At 38.7% G+C, this 20,027-nt stretch carries 8 protein-coding genes; all 8 read right to left on the reverse strand.

Annotated elements, in window-relative coordinates; genetic code table 11:
- Window positions 1-5,501, reverse strand: a 5,501-nt coding sequence (locus tag M1F55_RS02845; protein WP_247947242.1) for a GEVED domain-containing protein, incomplete at its 3' end; no start/stop codon positions are given.
- 407 nt (window positions 5,502-5,908) lie between these two features.
- Window positions 5,909-14,236 carry an Ig-like domain-containing protein gene (locus M1F55_RS02850; protein ID WP_247947243.1) on the reverse strand — a complete coding sequence of 2,776 codons (8,328 nt, stop codon included), beginning with the start codon at window positions 14,234-14,236 and terminating at the stop codon, window positions 5,909-5,911.
- A 545-nt stretch (window positions 14,237-14,781) separates the two neighbouring features.
- Window positions 14,782-15,471, reverse strand: a complete 690-nt coding sequence (gene rplA / locus M1F55_RS02855; RefSeq protein ID WP_001085675.1) for a 50S ribosomal protein L1 — start codon at window positions 15,469-15,471, stop codon at window positions 14,782-14,784.
- A gap of 96 nt (window positions 15,472-15,567) precedes the next feature.
- Entirely contained in the window at window positions 15,568-15,993 is a 426-nt protein-coding gene (gene rplK, locus M1F55_RS02860) for a 50S ribosomal protein L11 (protein WP_001085807.1), read from the reverse strand.
- Window positions 15,994-16,115: 122 nt separating this feature from the next.
- On the reverse strand, window positions 16,116-16,832 hold the full coding sequence (gene ldcB / locus M1F55_RS02865; protein WP_049551116.1) for an LD-carboxypeptidase LdcB/DacB: 717 nt from the start codon (window positions 16,830-16,832) through the stop codon (window positions 16,116-16,118).
- 2 nt (window positions 16,833-16,834) lie between these two features.
- On the reverse strand, window positions 16,835-17,305 hold the full coding sequence (locus tag M1F55_RS02870; protein ID WP_049551117.1) for an HIT family protein: 471 nt from the start codon (window positions 17,303-17,305) through the stop codon (window positions 16,835-16,837).
- A 1-nt stretch (window position 17,306) separates the two neighbouring features.
- Entirely contained in the window at window positions 17,307-18,344 is a 1,038-nt protein-coding gene (locus M1F55_RS02875; protein ID WP_247947244.1) for a M42 family metallopeptidase, read from the reverse strand.
- A 203-nt stretch (window positions 18,345-18,547) separates the two neighbouring features.
- Window positions 18,548-19,873 carry a branched-chain amino acid transport system II carrier protein gene (brnQ, locus tag M1F55_RS02880; RefSeq protein ID WP_247947245.1) on the reverse strand — a complete coding sequence of 442 codons (1,326 nt, stop codon included), beginning with the start codon at window positions 19,871-19,873 and terminating at the stop codon, window positions 18,548-18,550.
- Window positions 19,874-20,027: the final 154 nt, after the last annotated feature.

Genomic DNA, 20,027 nt, shown 5'->3' on the forward strand with positions numbered 1-20,027 from the left:
TCATCGATTGTGTATGTTCCTTCACCTGGTACTTTCTTCTCAGTTGTGCCATCGTCAAATGTTGGTTTAACAGTTTCGTCGATTTCTACAGTTTTTTCTTCACCGTTAACTGTTACTTTTCCACCTTCAAATGTTGGTGTTCCTGATTGAGTGGCACCTTGAACATTTGTAGTGATAACATCTGAACTTGTTGGTGTTGCTGGTTTCACAACTGGTGTGTAAGTGGCTTTAACTGGTGTTCCATTCTTATCTTCACGTTGAACTGTGACACCTGTTCCTTTGCCTGTGAAGTTCTTCGCTGGTGTAAATGTAACTGTTCCGTCAGGTGCTACTTCGTATGTTCCTTCACCTTCGATAGTTACTGAATCAACAGGATCACCTGTTTTCGGATCTACCAATTTAGCTGGCTTATCAGATAATTCTACAGTTTTTTCTTCACCGTTAACTGTTGTTTTACCTGGTGTGAATACTGGTTTACCTGTTTGAGTTGAACCTTGAACATCTTCTGTTACAGCGTCTGTTCCTGTTGGTGTTACTGGTGCTACTGTTGGTGTGTATTTAGCTGTTACTGGTGTTCCATTCTTATCTACACGTTTAACAGTTACGCCTGTTCCTTTACCTGTGAAGTTCTTCTCTGGTGTGAATTTCACTGTTCCATCTGGTGCAACTGTGTATGTTCCTTCACCTGGAATTACTTTTTCTTTTGAACCATCTTCGAAGGTTGCTGGAGTATCATCATCCATTGGTACTTCATCAGCCCCTGGTGTGAATGTTGGTTTGCCAGTTTGTTCTTTACCTTGGATGTCTGTTGTTTCAGCTGGTTCTGCTGTTGGAACTACTGGTGTTACTGTTGGTGTGTATGTAGCTGTTGTTGGTGTTCCATTCACATCTTTCGCTTGAACTGTCGCTGGTACTGGAGTACCTACAAAGTCTTTGTTTGGTGTGAAGGTTACTTTACCTGTTGTTGGTTCGATAGTGTATGTACCAACTGTGTTTCCTTTATCATCTTTTGCCGGAATTGTTGTTTCATCAGTTGGGTTTCCAGTAGCTGGATCAATAAATTTCGCTGGTTGCTCATTATCAATCTTCATAGGAACTTTATCGTCACCTTGAGTGAATGTTGGAGTTCCTTCTTGAGGTTGTCCTTGTACATCTTCAGATGTTGTTGGTGTTCCTGTTGGTTCTACCGGAGTGATGTTTGGAGTATAAGTTGTTGTTACTGGAGTTCCATTTGTATCTTTAGCTTGGATAGTAACTGGTTCAACTTCTCCTGCATATGTTTTATCAGTTGGTGTAAATACTGCAGTTACTTTACCGTCTACAACTTTAAGTGTGTAAGTACCGATAACGTCTCCCGCTGGGTTTTTAGCTGGTACTGATGTAGCTGGTTGTCCATCTTCATCTAATAGTGTAAATGAATCAGTTTTAAGTGGTACTTCTTTTTCAACACCGTTAACAGTTGCTTTACCAGGTTTGAATGTTACTTCTTTAGATTGTTCAACACCTTGTACATCTGTTGTTTCAGCTGGGTCTGCTGTTGGGGTTACTCCTACGATAGTTGGTGTGTAAGTTGTAGAAACTTTTGTTCCATTTTCATCTTCAGCTTGAACTTTAGCTGGTTGTACTTTTCCTACATAAGTTTTATCAGTCGGCGTGAAGGTTACTTTGTTAGTAGCTGGGTCAATTGTGTATTCCCCTACTTTGTTTCCTTGTGGATCTAAAGCATCTACTGGTCCAGTTGCTTCTGAGCCATCTGGATTTAGTAATTTAGCTGAATTAGCTTTAATTGGAACTGATTTCTTCTCACCACCAATTGTTGTTTCACCTGGTGCAAATGATACTGTTCCTTCTTGTGTTTCACCTTGTACTCCTGTTGATTCGTCTGGAGTTGCTGTTGGTGTTACTCCTACGATATTTGGAGTGTATGTTGTTGAAACTTTTGTTCCATTCTTATCTTCAGCTTGAACTTTAACTGGTGTAACTTTACCAGTGTAAGATTTATCTGTTGGTGTGAATGTTACTTCACCTGTTGCTGAATCGATTGAGTAAGTACCCACTGGAGTTACTCCATCTTCAGCGTATGCTGGAGTTGTTTGTCCTGCTGGAACTTCATTTCCTTCTTTATCTAGAAGTTTGACAGAGCCTTCTTTAATTGGAACTTCAGAATTTCCTTCTGTAAATGTAGGAGTTCCTTTTTGTGTTTCACCTTGTACTCCAGTTGAAGTAGCTGGGGCAGCTGTTGGTGTTACCGCTGTTACAGTTGGTGTGTAAGTTGTTGTAGCTGTAGCTGTTACAGGATTTCCATCTTTATCTTGACCTACAGGTGCTGTTAATGATACACCGACTCCAGTCGCTGTTCCTGTAAAGTTTGGAAGTGGTTGGAATGTTACTTCACCTGTCGTTGGGTTGATTGTGTAAGTTCCTTGCCCTTCTACGGTTACAGAGTCAACTTTATCTCCAGTTTTTGGATCAACTAATTTAGCTGGATATTGTGCACTTGGTGTTACTGGTGTTGGATTTTCTGTTCCTGCCCCTGCTGTAAAGGTTGGAGTTTTCTTCTGTGCTTTACCTTGTACATCTGTTGATGTTTCTGGATCTGCAGTGATTTCTTTTGGAGTTACTGTTGGAATATAAACAGCATCCATAGTTTTTGTGGTAGTTGTATGTGTACCATCATTGATGTTTTCAAGTTGGTTTTGATCTGTTAATGCAGTCCATCCAGTTGATTGACCATTAGCATCGACAGCACGTAATACGATACCATCAGCTTTTCCAACGAAGTTAGCTTCTGGTGTGAAGATTACTTTGTCTTCTATTACTGTATAAGTACCTTGACCTGCTTTAGTGTATGATTTAACTAAGTTTCCTTGTGGATCTACGATCATTACACCTTGAGGTTGTTTCTTCTTAGTTGTTTCTGCGCTGATTGAGTTTGCTTGTTCAGAGTAATCTAGTTTACCATATGAATTAAACGTAGTTTTGCCATTGTTTGATCCAAGATTTGATGCATCATCTCCTAGAGCATGTGATACAAATTCAATACCTACAGATTGAGTTTCACCTTGTTTACCAGTTGTTTCTTCCTTATCTCCACGAGGTGCATGAATTACTTGAATTTGGTTATCTTCTACTTCCCCAGAGTATGCAATTCCTACAGCTTTTTCTACTTGAGCTTCATCTTTTGCGATACGAACACGGAAGTTTACTACATCTTTAGTAGTATCAACTACTTGAGTGTTTGTAAATGTTAATTCTACTTCTTGACCATTTCCATTTACTTCTGCAATATTAGATTCTTCACCTTTATCGAATTTACCATTACCATTGAAATCGATAAATCCACGAACATAAGCTTTTTCTAGAGTACCATTAAAGTTTTCATTTCCGTTAGCTGAAGCGAGAACTTTAACTTTATAAGTGTTATCCGGAGCTTTAACTAATTGGACTTCTGGAAGACCAGTATCTTTATTTGTTTTAAAGTTACCTGGAGCAATAAGTTGATCTACACCTTCATCAGCATTGTCTTTCTCATCATCTGAGTCTACTCCTCGTACACGAGTACCTGGTGCAGAGTCAATATCCGCTTTAACTTCACCTAAGTATGGTTGTTGGATTTGTTTAATTATTTTTGTATCATAATCAATAGATTGAGTTCTTAAATAGTGCTCAGCCATTCCATAAGATTCTGGAAGATCTCCGAAGTCAGAGAACTTGATACCAATCATAGAAGATTGTTGTCCAGAAGACATGATATAAAATCCTACTTCACTTACATTTGCAGTAGATAAGACTGGAGTTCCTGATCCATTATTATTTATGTATCCACCGAATACTTGTGAACCTAAACCAGCAGTAGCAGTATCAGGAGTCGCAAATTTCCTACCATTTAAGGCATTAACAAATTTTTCATCATTCCATGTAAGGATACCTTTTTTACCACCATTCATATCTTTAAAATTATTAAGTGGAACATATGCATTTTTATTTTTACCATAACCAACAATTGCAGCTAAGTCCCATGGAGTACCATTAGTTGTATAAATTTCAGACTCAAGAGGCCCAACATCTTCCCCAGAAGTCATAACGATACCAGGTTTTACAGGTTTACCGTTATAAGTTGCTGTTACATCGAATTTAACCCCAGCTGCTTGACCGTTTTTTGATTGACCAGCAGGGTTCGTTCCTGCGATAGTTGTTTTAGCTTTACCAGATGTCAGACCAGAATTAGCAACGTGAGTATATTTGTTTTGATGGTTCGCTCCTAATCCTGTTGCACCATTGCTTTGAGGGTTAAATTTATTTTCTTTATCTGGTTGATAAGTATTTGCTAAATCAGTTCCCGCTACACGGTTTTTGAATGTTTCAGTTGATTCAAATGGTTTTAATTCCTTAACCGTCATTGTAACTATATAACCAGGATTTAATTCTTTCTTATATGTTGATCCGATTTGAAGTTGGTTAGACTTAGTTAGATTTTTCCATGCTTCTTTATCTCCAAAATCTAACCATTGGATTTGGTCATTCAAGTCGTTGATTTCTTTTAGGTTTTCTTCTTTAGTTTTAACTTTGATATCTGATAATGAAGAATAATCATGATCTTCTAACCATTTTGTACCTGTTTCAGTAGAGGCATCTTTAAGACCTGTTGTCTGTACTTCATCTAGGTTAACAGCAAACTTACCGTCACGGCCGATTCCTGCGTTTTTCAATTCATTGTAAACTGCGAGGATTGATTCGTTAAGGCGTTCCAATTGAGCATCTACTTGCTCTTTTGTAACACTCTTATCAGCTAGAAGAGCCTTAGTTTCAGTAAGAACAGCTTGGTTTTTAGCTACTGCTGCTGTAACTGCTGCCTTGTTTTCTTCTTTCACATCAGCCTTAGCAAGTTCAGTCTCAGCCAATTTGTTGGTTACTTCAGCTTCTGACGATACTTGTGTAAGAGCTGTTTTCGCTACTGAAAGAGCTGTTTCAGCTGGAGTTGCTTTCTTTTCAGCTTCTGCTTTAGCTGCTTCTTTTTCAGCCGCTTGTTTCTTATCGAAACCAGCAGTATTTGACTCAGTTACAACTGTGCTCAAAGCTGATACAGTCTCTGCTTGTGCATCTACATCAGCTTGGCTAGCATCTAATTTAGCTAGAGTTGCTTTAGCTGTTGCCAATACTTCCTTAGCTGAACTTACTACTGTAGCGTCCGCATATTTAGCAGTTGAAAGTTTAGACTCCAAAGTAGCAATACTTGCTTCGAGGATAGCTTTGTTTACTTTTTTAGCTTCCTGTGCTTTAACTTCAGGTTTCGCTTCTGCAGTACCTTGATCAGTTTTTTCAGCTGGAGTTGTTGCTGCTACTGGAGTTTCTGCAGCTTGCACTTCCGTAGCTGATACCGCACCGTTACCTAGGAACATCAAACCAGCTGCAATCGCTACTGATGCTGCTCCAAAGCTGTATTTACGAATACCGTAACGAATGTACTTCTCTGTTCTAAAATCTTGTTGTTCGCTTTTCATTGAGACTCACAACCTCCTTATGTTTTACTTTATTTTTATGTACTTAGCACAAAAAATCAGCATTATAAAACATTTGATATAACAACGTTTTGCATGTCGAAAATTTGGTGTCTATACACAGCTTAATGATACCATATTCTCTCCTTACAAGCAAGTAGTTAGGCTTTAAATTTACACTATAATAAATAAATAAATTTTATTTTTTAAACTTATTTTATCACTTATACTAATAAATATATTTTATTTTTAAATATTCATCCTCTTTTTAGTAATATTAAAAGCATTTTTTACCATTTTTTATCGAATATTAGCAAATCCATTTTCAGAAAAAAATTGGAAATTTCAAAAAACCAATGACTTTTACATCATTGGTTTTCTACTATATTCGTTTATCAGAAAGATTTTAATTAATCTTCTTTCTTCTTGCGAGCTACAAGACCAAATCCACTCAAGACTCCAAGAAGTCCAAGTGCCGCAAGACGGGCATTGTCTTCTGTACCAGTATTTGGCAATTCTTTTTGACCCTCAACATATTTAGGTGTTGCTGGTTGTTTTGGTTGCTCAGGTACTACTGGCATGTCTGGAGTTACTGGTTTCTCAGGGCTTGTTGGCTCTTGTGGAGAAACTGGTTGTACTGGTTGACTTGGTTCAACCGGTCTTGGAGTTGGCATCTCAACTTTCTTGAAGATATGTCTGATATTTCCATTTGGATCTGTCACAGTCTTCACATATTCGTAACCTGGAATTGTTCCTGGTTCTTTAGAACCTGGTTCCATTGGTTTCAATGGATTTCCTTTTTCATCTGTCCAAGTTGTTGTAATTTGTTTACCTGGCTCTGTTTGAGGAATAAGTGGTGTTGAAACTTTCTCATAAACGTGTTCTGTATCGCCGTTTGGTAATTTCTTAGTCTCTACGAAGCGGTAGTCTGGAATGTCTTTCTTATCTACAAATCCACTTTCTTTGTCTTTGATTTCGTTACCATCTTTATCTTTGAAGAATGTTGTTACTTTTTCGTATACGTGTTCTGTATCGCCGTTTGGCAGTGGTTTTGTTTCTACGAAGCGGTAGCCTGGGATATCTTTCTTCGGTTGTTTTCCTTCTTCTGTTGGATAATTTGGAATTTCTTTTCCTTCTTTATCCTTGAATGAAGTTTTAACTTTTTCGTATACGTGTTCTGTATCTCCATTTGGTAGTTTCTTCGTTTCTACGAATCTGTATTCTGGAACATTATCTTTCTTCGGTGTTGTTCCTTTTTCTACAGGATAATTTGGAATTTCTTTTCCTTCTTTATCCTTGAAGAAGGTTACAACTTGTTTATAGATATGTCTTGTGTTCCCGTGCTCGTCTGTTATTGTTTCTACATAGCGATACTCAGGAATATCTTTCTTCGGTGTTGTTCCATCTTCACTTGGATATCCTTTGATTGGATTTCCATTTTTATCTACAAACTCAGTATCCGGACGAACTGTTGGTGTGTATGTAGCAGAGATAGTTTTACCTAACTTATCTTTTCTAACGACAGTAATTCCATCTGCAGTACCCGTAAATTCTGGTTCTGGTGTAAATGTTACTTTACCGTCTTTATCGATTGTATACGTTCCTTCTCCTTCTACCACTCTTGTAGTTGTACCATCATCAAATGTTGGTGGTACATCTAAGTCAACATCTCCTGTGAATTCTGGAGTGTTAGATTGTGGAGTATTCTTAGCACCTTCTGATGTTTTGTCTACAGTCGTCGTTACTGGAGTAACTGTTGGTGTATACTTAGCTGTTACTTCTGTTCCATTTGTATCTTGACGTTGAACTGTTACACCTGTTGCTGTTCCTAAGAATTCTGGTTCTGGAGTGAATGTTACCACTCCTGTTTTTGGATCAATTGTATATGTTCCTTCTCCATCAACTTTTACTGGTATTGGATTACCATTTTCATCTTCACTTGGTTCTCCTGTCTTAGGATTGATTAGTTTTGCAGGTGAATTTTTATCGATTTTAACAGTTACTTCTTTACCGTTAATTTTCGCTGAACCACCTTCGAACTCTGGAGTTCCTGTTTGAACTTGACCTTTAGGTCCAGTAGATGTCTTATCTTCTCCTGTTGGAGTTACCGGTACTACTTTTGGTGTGTACTTAGCTGTTACCGGTGTTCCATTCTTATCTACACGTTGAACTTCTACACCTTCTCCTGTTCCAGTAAATGTTGGTTCTGGTTGGAATTTAACTTTACCGTCTTCAATTGTATATGTTCCTTCTCCAGGAATTACTACTGGTTCATCAGTTGGTTCTCCTATTTCTGGATCAATCAATTTAGGTGCTTTTGTTTCATCAATCTCAACAGTTTTTTCTTCACCATTTACAGTTACTGTTCCACCTTTGAATTCTGGTAATCCTGTTTGTGTTTTACCTTGAATATCTTTAGTTTTAGCTGGTGTTGCTGTTGGTGTTACACCTTTAACTTTAGGTGTATAGTTCGCTTGAACTGTTGTTCCGTTCGTATCTTGACGTTGAACAGTGACGCCAGTTGCTTGACCTGTGAATTGTGGTTCTGGAGTGAATGTTACATTACCATCTTCGTCAATAGTATATGTTCCTTCATCTTTCACTACAACTTTATCAGTTGGTTTCCCTTCTGGATCGATTAGTTTCGCTGGTACTTTATTGTCGATAGGGAATTCATCATCTCCACCTTTGAATACTGGTGTACCTGTTTGCTTAGCACCTTGAATATCTTCTGATGTAACATCTTCTCCTGTTGGTTTAACCGGAGTTACTGTTGGAGTGTATTTAGCTTTTACAGTTGTACCATTTGTATCTTCACGTTGAACTTCTACACCTGTAGCAGTTCCTGTGAATTGTGGTTCGGGTTGGAATTTAACTCTTCCATCTTCGATTGTGTATGTTCCTTCTCCTTCTACTACAACTTTGTCAGTTGGCTCTCCTGTTGTTGGATCAATTAGTTTTGGAGCTTTTGTTTCATCAATTGGAACAACTTTCTCTTCACCGTTAATCGATACTGTTCCACCTTTGAATTCTGGTAATCCTGTTTGCGCTTTACCTTGAATATCTGTTGTTTTAGCTGGTGTTGCTGTTGGTTTAACAGGTTTAATGTTAGGTGTGTACGTAGTTCTTACTGGAGTTCCGTTCATATCTGCTGCTTGAATCGTTACCGTCGGAACTTTTCCTACGTATGTTTTGTCTTCTGGTGTGTATACTGCAACTGGATCTTTACCAGGCTCTTTTACAAGAGTATACTTACCGATTACTTTATTAGGATCTTTTGGATCTTTTACAACTACTTCATCAGTTGGTTTTCCATTTTCACCTACTAATGTAACTGAACCTGGATTAACCGGAACTGGATCTGATTTAATTGGGTTTCCAGCTGGATCTTCTAAGTCTGCAGTTCCACCTTTGAACGTAATTGGTTGTTTTTGAGTTGCACCTTGTACATCAGTTGATTCAGCTGGCTTAGCCGTTGGTTTAACTCCTACGATTACTGGAGTATAATCAGCTGTTGCCGGTGTATTGTTTTTATCAACACGTTGAACTGTTACTGGTTGTACTGGCCCTACATAAGATTTATCTATTGGTGTGAATTTCACTTCTCCTGTAGTCGGATTTAAAGTATACTTACCGATTACATTTCCTTCTGGATCTTTCGCTGGAAGTTCATTTGAAGGAACAGGTTTCTTCGTTTCTGGATCTAGTAATGTTGCTGGAGCATCGTAATTAATCGGCACTGCTTCATTACCTGGTTTAAAGTAAGGTTTACCTTTTTGTTCTTGACCTTGTACTCCTGTAGTAATGTTATCGAATCCTTCTGGTACTACTGGTTTAACAATCGGTGTGTATTTCGCTGTAGCTGGTGTTCCGTTTGTATCGACACGTTTTACAGTTACACCTTTAGCTACACCTGTGAATTGTTTTTCTGGTTGGAAGTGAACTGTTCCATCTGGATCTACTGTGTATGTACCTTCTCCTGGTACTACTTTTGTAGTCGTTCCATCTTCGAACGTCGCAGGTACTTTATCGTCGATTGGGAATTCCGGATCTCCTTCGGTAAATTTCACTTTACTTTGTTGAGGTAATCCTTGAAGGTTTGTAGTAGTTTTATCTTGTCCTTCTGGTACTACTGGAGTAACAGTTGGAGTGTAAGTTGTTTCAACTTTTGTTCCGTTTTTGTCTGCCGCAGTTACTTTCGCTGGATCTGGTGTTCCAGTGAAGTCTTTATTCGGTTGGAATGTAATCACTCCAGTTTCTGGGTCTAAAGTATAAGTACCCACTTCTTTTCCATCTTTAAGAGCTGGCATTGTTGTGACTTCTGCACCTGTTGGGTCTACAAGTTTGATTGTCGACTTATCGATTGGTGCTGATTTGTCACCTTCTTTGAACATTGTAGTCGCATCTTGAGTTTGTGGTCTGCCTTGTTTTCCAGAAGTTTCTTTAGGTTCTGCAGTTGGTTCTACTGCTTCAACTTCTGGCGTGTAATCTCCACTAGATGTAACTTCAACTTTGTTTCCTTCTGAATCAGTTGCTGTTACAGATACTTTTACTTCTACCCCTTTCGCTTGTCCTTTGAAGCTTGGTTCTGGAGTGAATGTCACTGCACCTGTTGTTGGGTCAATAGCGTATGTTCCTTCTCCTTCAACTACAACCTTACCTTCTTCATTAGCACCTTCTAATGAGTACTTAGCTGTTGTCCAGTCTACGTTTGTATTATCTGGAGTATTCGCTGTTGTATTTAATGCTGAGAATCTTTCACTTCCTGGAATTGAAGTTTGAACTTGACCTTGTTTTCCAGTTGTTTTATCATCTTTGGGTTTAACACCATATACTGTTGGTGTATAAGTCGTTGTAGATTCTACTACTACTGGTTGACCGTCATCTCCTGTAATTGTTACGTTAGCTGCCACTGTTAATGGTTTAGCATTACCGATAAAGCCTGGTGCAGGTGTAAATGATACTGCTCCTGTAGTTCCATCAATAGCATACGTACCTTCTTCAGTCGTTACAGAATCTGTTTTCTTACCTGATACTGGATCTACTAGTTTGTAGTCAGATACTTCTGCATTATTTGGTAATCCAGTCTTGAATCCTGTTTCCATTGAATCAGTTTGTTCTTGACCTTCTGCACCAGATGATTTTTCAGGTTTAGAAACTACGATGTAGTAAGTTGTTTCTGCAACTGCGTCTTCTGTAACTTCTCCAGCATCTGTTTTTCCTACTGTTGGAGTTGTTACAACACCGTTTGAGTCAACAGCTCTTACTGTTACTTTGTAAGATCCGTATTGACCTAATGTATAAGCTGCAACTTCTGGATTTGATAAGTTTTCTGCAGCTTTTGTTTTTAATGCTGTACGTGCTGCTTCTACCGCTTTTTCTGCTTCTAAAGCTTCTTGACGACTTGAAGTAACTTTCGCTGTTAATTCAGGAAGTTTTCCTTGAGCTTCTTTTAATTTCTCATCTAAGCTAGCTTTGAAGTCTTTTACATCTTTAAGTTTCTTTTCAGCTAAGTCTTTCGCTGTTACAGAAATTGTACGAAGTTTTAGGTTCGCTAATGCTGCTTCTGCGTCTGCAATCATTTGTACTTGACGGTCTACTTGTTCTTGAATACGAGCTAGTTCATTTTGTGCCGCTTGAGCCTCTTCAATTGCCGCTGCTGCTGCTTGTGTTTTTTCTGCAGCTGTACGTTGTGCTTGAATATAAGCTTTTTCTTCCGCATCTGCTAAGTTAAATTCTTTCTTCGTTCCATCTGGAGCTGTTACTGTTAACTTAGTTTTGATAGTTTCTGACTCAGCATCATCTGAATTGTCATCAATCACATCTTCAAATTCTACATTAGCTTTAGGAGATTTTAGTAAATCTACAGAGTTATCTTTTGTTTCAGCATAGCTTGTAGATGAAGCAGTCGGTTTATCATTTTGGATAGATGCTACATCATTTCCAATTGCTTCACGATAAGATACATACCCTTTGAATCCTGAAGATGTTTCAATTGACCATCCTGCATTAGATTCTTTAGCTGTTACTGTTGAACCGTCAGAAGCTGTCCATTGTTTTGTTGCTGAATCATACTTCACTGTAACAATAAGGCCTTGTTTATCAGCTGTTTGTTCTCTTGGCACAGCTGTAACTGTACGAGTTACGTCTCCTACTGCAGTTACTTCACCATTTTTACGAATTTCTGCTACTTTATCAATTAAATTAGCTGCTGAAGAAGTTGCATTCCATGTACGTGTAAATTCATAAACAATAAAATCAACATCTCCATTTGCTTTTGCATCTGTATATACACGACGTTCTGTTAAAGTTGATGTTCCGTCTCCATTATCTTTTAATACGTATGCATCTTCATTAGCAAGAGTATATTTACCTGTTGCACGGTTAAATGTCGCTGTATAAGATTTTCCATCTGCATCTTTTACTGTTGCAATTTCACGTTGAATATCTGCACGAACTTTATCTGTAGAGGCTTTTGCTTCGATACTATTAATTCCTACATATTGTGTTGAATCTGAAGTTACAGGTAATTCGAATTTAGTTGGTGCTGTTGCTGAAGCATCTGCTAATTGATCGCCTTCTTTTACTGCTTTATTCGTAGTTCCTGCGCCTACAGTCCATTTTCCATCTTTGACAACTAAGTTTGTTACAGTCCCATCAGGCATCGTAATTTCTGCTTTATTTGCTCCGTTTGATACTGTTACAGGAACTTTTGTTGCATAAGCTTCTACGTTAGATACTGTAATTTTTGGTGCTACTGCAATTGTAATATTTTCGTGAGCTTCTTGCCCGTCCATATTCCAGTCAACATTCTTAGCGTTTGTAGCGTTATTGTAGTCTTTTGCTAATGCAGCTACAGTATAGATTCCAGCTTCTGAAGCTGTTCCATGAATTTTCCCTGTTGTCGGATTATAACTTAATCCTGGAATTACGTCTGCAACTGAAGCGTCTTGACCTGTGTAAACACCATTTAACGTAGTATGAGCATTAACTGTTTGAGGTGATGTCATTGTTCTTATTTTTGTTCCATCAATAGCTGTAAATGTTGCTGCTTTTGATGTAGATGGAGCAGTTTTAGAACCTGCTACTACTTTAGAACCGTTATCTGCATACACATATCCAGCTCTTTCATCTTTATTCATTCCCTCGTTATCTACATATTTAATGTCATGGTCTACTTCATCTCCGATTGTAACCATTTTAGATGTTCCTAAAATAGATGGAGCTGATGAGTCTTGCCAGCCAATCCAACCAGCTGTTAAATCACGGAAAGTAACCTGTTGAGATTGTCCATCTTTTTCAACTGTTACGATATAACGCATATCATAAACACCATTTTGAAGGTTAGATGCTGCATACCCTTCTACTGTGTCTGTTTTTTCATTATACCCAGTACCTGGAATCAAGTTACTAAGGTCAATTTTTTTAATCGAATAGCCTGCTGCCTCTGCTTCTTGTGATAAGCTGAAACGTTTTTTCACATCTGTAATATATACATAGTGAGTTCCTTGTTCGTAAGTATAACCATAAATTTCAGTTGCTAGGTACTCGTAAGGTCCACCCGCTCCCCAGGTATTATTACCGTTATTTTTTCCACTAGCACGAACTTTACCTTTCCATAAAAGTGCTTCTTTTGCTAGTTTTTGAGCTTCAGTTTTTGATAAAGGAATATCTGTACGTCCACCTACATCTGGTCTTCCACTGTTAGCTGCTCCAATTTCTGTATTTTCTGATTGGTATCCGTGAACGTATATTCTATATTTATCGTTACCGTCTAATGTTTTATATGATTTACCTGTAGCTGTAAGAAATTCACCGTTTTCTTTTCTTAACTCTGTTGAATTGCTAGTGTATCCTTCATCAGCTGATAACGCTACACTATAGTTACCATCACGACCAATTCCTGCTTTTTTAAGTTCACTGTATACTGCAAGAATTGATTCATTTAAACGTTCTAATTGAGCCTCTACTTGTTCCTTTGTAACGCTCTTGTCAGCTAAAAGTACTTTTGATTCGTTAAGTACCGCTTGGTTTTTAGCAACCGCTGCTTCAACTGCTACTCTATTTTCTTCTGATACCTCTTTTTTACGAAGTTCTGTAGCAGCAAGTGTATTAGTTACATCAGCTTCTGATGAAACTTGTGTCAAGACAGTTGTTGCTTCAGAAACTGCTTTTTCTGTTGGTGTAGCGTTTCTTTCTGCTTCTGCTTTTGCTACCTTGTCTTTATCAGCCTGTTCTTTCTCTAATCCAAGTTTATTTGATTCAGTTACAACTGTTCCCAATGCAGAGAGAATATCTTTTTGGATATCTACCTCTTCTTGCTTAGCTGCTTCATTTGCTAAAACAGCTTTTGCAGTAGCTAAGGCTTCACGAGCATTGGCTATAACTGAAGGGTCTGCATTCTTAGTAGTTGAAAGTTTAGATTCTAAAGTAGTAATACTTGCTTCAAGAACAGCTTTATTTACTTTTTTAGTCTCTTCTGCTTTAACTTCTGTTTTTGCTTCCGTAGTTTTTCCAATTTCTGGCTTTACTTCTGTGGTATTCTGATCAGATTTTTCAGCTAGAGTTGCTGCTACGGTAGTTTCCGCACTTTGTACCTCTGTCGCTGAAACTGCTCCATTTCCTAAGAACATTAAACCAGCCGCAATCGCTACTGATGCTGCTCCAAAACTGTATTTACGAATCCCATAACGGATGTACTTTTCTACTCTAAAATCTTGTTGTTGCTTGCCTTTCATTGAGCCCAACAACCTCCTTTTATTTTCATCATGTTAGTTAAAAATTTCCAAAAAAATCCATCAACAATTTCTTTACATAATCGAGAGGAAATTTTATATAATTCACAATTAACATGTATATAAATAATATCACATCTTATCTCATTACACAAGATATTTGATTTATAATTTTTCAAAAAAATAACAATTTTCTAAGTAAAATTTAGGTAACATTTTACTTGAATTATCAGCATTTTATAAGGGTCATAATTTTTAAAATTGTCGCTTTTGTTCCTATTTTCTGAATATTTTCTACCCTCTTTTTATATTTAAATCTTCGTTATTTTTTATCATTATTTTTGTATATTTATTTAAAACTAACCTTGTAAAACGATTGCTTTATCTCATTTTTATATATTTTCCTTTTATCATTTAACTTTAGAAAGACGATTGCAAAACTTTCTACCAACTTTTGAGGTTTTCCGAGATAGTTGAATAATGAAGTATAGTGAAATAAAACAAAAAAACGAGCACTTTCGCACTCGTTCTCTGATATAATCTATTGATTAAAGTGAGTTTACGTCAACTTTGATACCAACACCTTGAGTAGTTGTGATAGTCAAGTTTGTTACGTAAGTTCCTTTAGCTGTAGCTGGTTTTGCTTTTTGGATTGTTTCGTTGAAAGCTTTGAAGTTTTCAACCAATTTTTCAGCTTCAAATGATACTTTACCGATGATTGCTTGAACGTTACCTGCACGGTCAGCACGGTAAGTGATTTTACCACCTTTAGACTCTTCAACTGCTTTAGCAACATCCATTGTTACAGTACCAGTTTTAGGGTTTGGCATCAAGTTACGTGGTCCAAGGACACGTCCAAGACGTCCAACAAGAGCCATCATGTCAGGTGTAGCGATAACTACGTCGAAGTCCAACCAACCGTCGTTGATTTTAGCAACAAGGTCATCTTCACCAACAAAGTCTGCACCAGCAGCTTTTGCTTCTTCAGCTTTTGCACCACGTGCGAAAACAAGAACGCGTGAAGTTTTACCAGTACCGTTTGGCAATACCATTGCTCCACGGATTTGTTGGTCAGCTTTTTTAACGTCGATGTTCAAGTTGTAAGCAACTTCTACAGTTGCGTCAAATTTTGCAAAGTTAGTTTCTTTTGCAAGTGCTACAGCTTCTTCTACGCTGTATGCTTTTGTGCTGTCGATTTTCTCAAGAGCAGCACGAAGTTGTTTGCTTTTTTTAGCCATTTTCTATTCTCCTTGTAAGTGGTTCAATCGATTTTCATCTCCCACGTCACTTCTCGAAATGATGAAGTCTTGCGGGTTATATTGGGGTGTTATTGATTAGTCAACAACAGTGAATCCCATAGAACGAGCAGTACCTTCGATCATACGCATTGCAGACTCTACGTTTGCTGCGTTCAAATCTGGCATCTTAGTTTCTGCAATTTCTTGTACTTGTGCACGAGTAACTGTAGCAACTTTAGTTTTGTTAGGTGTACCTGATCCTTTTTCAACACCTGCAGCTTTTTTCAAAAGAACAGCAGCTGGTGGTGTTTTAGTGATGAAAGTAAATGATTTATCTTCGTAAACTGAGATAACAACTGGAATGATCATACCAGCTTGGTCAGCTGTACGAGCGTTGAACTCTTTTGTGAATCCCATGATGTTGATACCAGCTTGACCAAGAGCAGGTCCAACCGGTGGAGCTGGTGTAGCTTTACCAGCAGGGATTTGCAATTTTACAAGTTTTTCGACTTTTTTAGCCATTTTTAAATCCTCCTTTGTGGTTTTGGCGGTAATTAAAGATTTTTACCTCCCACAAGCATGCTTTACACATACTCATCTATTATACACTATTTATCTAGAATTGCAAGAGAAAAGTTTATTTTTTAATCGACGTAATCTCCGCCTTCAAAGCCGTAGTATTCTTCCAAACTGAGACCACTGGCAGCTATTTCTTTAGCTTCTTTTCCGACATATCGAAGGTGCCATTCCTCAGCCATATATCCTGTTTCTTTTTCTTTACCTTTGAGATAACGGACAACAAAGCCATAATCAGCAGCATGGTCCAAGAGCCATTGGGCCGCTTTTTCTTCTGTTACCAAATCACCATTTGTCCCAATCACATCAAAGGCTAAACCTGTCTGGTGTTCGCTATAGCCAGGTCGAGCAGAATAACGGTCAGCTGCTGCCTTCCCATCTTGGTTGACATAATCTTGATAGAGCTTGGTCTGAGTTTCATAACTTCTAAAACCACTGTAATGATCACTAATCGGGAATCCTGCCTCTTGCATAGCTTTAATGAGTTTGACCAACTCAGCCTTGGCTGTTGGATTTTCCCCTGGATTGTAGTCTTTTGACAATGGGTAGTGTTTATTGGCTACGATGATTTCATCGTATTTCCCTTGGATGCTGTAGTAGTCTCCTTTGTTAACCACTTCTGCTTTTTTCTGGGCAGCTCCTTGAGCCTTACTTCCTACTGTTCCATCAGCTTTAGCTGTTTGCTCTGTCTTAACTGAGCCATCTTCATTTTTTGCTTTTTCTTGTGAACAAGCTGCTAGACTCAAGGCTAGCAAAGCTGTCAAGACAAGGTATCTTTTTTTCATTTCTACTCCTTTATTTCTAATAGGTTATCTACTTCTGACGATAAACGTTTGACTAATTTTTTAATCTCATCCGATTTTGCTTGGCAGGTTTCTGCTGTCATTTCTTCAAAAGGAACCCACCAAACTGGACCACGTCCATTGAGACCGTGACCGTTCATATCACCTCTTCGTCTAGGAAACAGATGCCAATGAAGATGGGCATCACCATTGCCTAGCAGTTCGATATTCATTTTCTCGGCAGCAAAGGTCTTAGCAACCGCCTCTTGAACCACACTCATTTCTTCTAGAAAACGGAGTCTTGTCTCCTTTTTCAAATGGTGCAATTCGGTGACGTGTTCCTTGGCTAGAAAGAGACTATAGCCTGCAAAATACTGGTGATCTCCAATCACAAGATAGCCTGTTTCCAACTCTTTGACAAAATAGGGATTTTCCCCAGCCTTGATGAGCTCAATTCTCTGGCATATAAGGCACATATTAGTCTACCAATTCGCTCTTCAGATAAGCATCAACCATACGCTCTGTTGCGGTCACTGAATCAATATGAGTACGTTCATATGAGTGGCTAGACTCGATACCAGCACCGAGAAGGGCGTGTTTGACTTCTGCCCCTGCAGACATAGCTGCCGAAGCATCCGAACCATAAAACGGATAGATATCCAGCTTAAATGGAATATCTTGCTCTTTAGCCAAGGCCACCAAATGTTGACGGAAGTCATAGTGATAAGGCCCTGAAGCATCCTTGACACAGATAGACACTGTGTACTCATCTGTTTGCTGGTCATCTCCCATAGCTCCCATATCCACAGCCAGATATTCTACTACCTGAGCAGGGATATTAGAGTTAGCTCCATGCCCCACTTCTTCAAAAACTGAAAAAGCAAAATGGGTTGTTACGGGCAATTCAATCTTCTCTTCCTTATAAATACGAAGCAGGTTAAGCAAAATCGCTGCGCTGACCTTATCATCCAAATGACGAGACTTGATAAAACCTGTCTCTGTCACGACGGTTCGTGGGTCAAAGCTGATAAAATCGCCGACCTCAATACCAAGAGAACGAGTTTCTTTTTCACTGGTTACTTTTGCATCCAAACGCACTTCCATATTGTCCTGCGTGCGTTCTGCAGTTCCTGCATCCTTATAGACATGGCAAGAAGTTTGGTGGATGAGGATGGTTCCTGATACTTTTTCACCTGTGCTAGCCACATGCACTGTACAGTTTTCACCTTCAATCATGTTCCAAGGAAAACCACCGATACGATCCAGTTTGAGACGGCCGTCTGGTTTGACAGCACGGACAATGGCCCCCAGCGTATCCACATGGGCAGTCACATAGCGATGCTCTTCATCAATTTGACCTTTGATGGTCACATTGACACCGCCCTTTGCTGTACGAACCGGCTGGTAACCAAAACCTTCTAGAGTCTTGACTAAATAGTCCGAAATCTCTCGAGTGAAGCCCGTTGGCGACGCAATGGCTGTCAGTTCTTTGATATATTCTACTGTTTGATTCATTTCTTCACCTCTTTTGCTACCTATTATAACACATTTATCATCGGATAAAAAAAGAAAATCACTCCTGTAGACTTGACTACAAAAGTGATTTTATACTCAATGAAAATCAAAGAGCAAACTAGGAAACTAGCCGCAGGCTGTACTTGAGTACGACAAGGCGACGTTGACGCGGTTTGAATTTGATTTTCGAAGAGTATTAGTGATTATTCCATTTCAAAAACATCACTCTCTTGCTTGTTTGGTAGAACCAATGAGAGCAAGATTCCGACAACGGCTGGTACTAACCATGGGAGTGATGCCTTGGCAAAAGGAAGAGCGTTGACAAGGTTTGCAAGAAACTCAACCTTAAACGAGCTTCCTAGTACGCTTGCAATGGCAATAGCTGTAACCACAGCAATTGTCAACTGCATACCTGGTTTTGAAAGAGCCACAAATTTGTTGACAATGACAATCATAACGATGGCAATGGTGATTGGGTACAAGATAACCAGTACAGGGATTGAGTACTTGATAATCGCATCAAGACCCAAATTGGCAATAGCAAATCCAATCAAGGTAAAGGCTGTCGCATAAACCTTATAACTGATTTGTGGGAAACGTTCATTAAAGAACTCAGCTGTTGACACAATCAAACCAACCGTTGTTGTGAAGCAGGTTACAGTAACCATAGCTGCAAGGAAGAGTTGGGCTGTTGAGCCAAAGATTTCTTGAGTGGCTTGTGACAAGATGTAAACACCTGGTGTTCCACCCTTCATCGCTTCAGCTGGTACCGGAAAATGATTTCCAAGGAAACCTAAACCGATATAAAGAGCACTGAAGGCAAGGGCAACAACGATACCAACAACCCAAATGGTTGAAATGTATTCTTTCTTACTTGAGAAGCCAAGTTGTTTCAAGGTTTGAACTGCGATTACACTGAAGGCAACGGAGGCAAGGGCGTCCAAGGTATTGTAACCTTCTAGGAAACCTGTCCCAAAGGCAGAAGCTTGATAAGCAGCTGAAGCAGCTTGAGGACTTGTTCCACCGTATTTGATAGCTCCTAGGACAACCAAGATAACAATCAAAATCGCAAAGACTGGTGTTAAAATACGGCCGATACGGTCTAAGATTTTTGATGGATTAAGCGAAATCAAATAGGCTGCTGCAAAATACAGAACTGTAAAGACAATCAAACCAAGACCTTTATTTGCATCCGACAAAAGGGGGCTAATCCCCACTTCGTAAGCTGTTGTAGCTGTACGTGGGATAGCAAAGAATGGACCAATTGACAAGTAAAGAACTGAGAGGTAAAGAGTCGCAAACCAAGGCGCTATCTTTGTTGAAATCTCGTAGATATATCCTTTAGGATTTAGCGTTCCAATAATAAGAGTCAAGACGGCGATACCGACACCTGAAAAGACAAAACCTGCGATGGCAGGAATAAAATGTTCTCCAGATAGAGCACCTAGAGAAGGCGGAAAAATCAAGTTCCCCGCACCAAAAAATATTCCAAACAGGAGCAAACCTGTTAGGGCACCTTTTTTAGCCATGTAAATCTCCTTCATATTTATAAAATACTGACCTAGTATATCATGAAAGAGACTATGAAAAAAGCTTCACGAAGTAAATATTGAATGTTTTCAAGATTCTCAAAAATGAGAATTATCTAAAAATAAAATTCTCCTACCTAGTCCAAACCAAGTA

Source organism: Streptococcus mitis (genome assembly GCF_023109235.1).
Taxonomy (GTDB): domain Bacteria; phylum Bacillota; class Bacilli; order Lactobacillales; family Streptococcaceae; genus Streptococcus; species Streptococcus mitis_DA.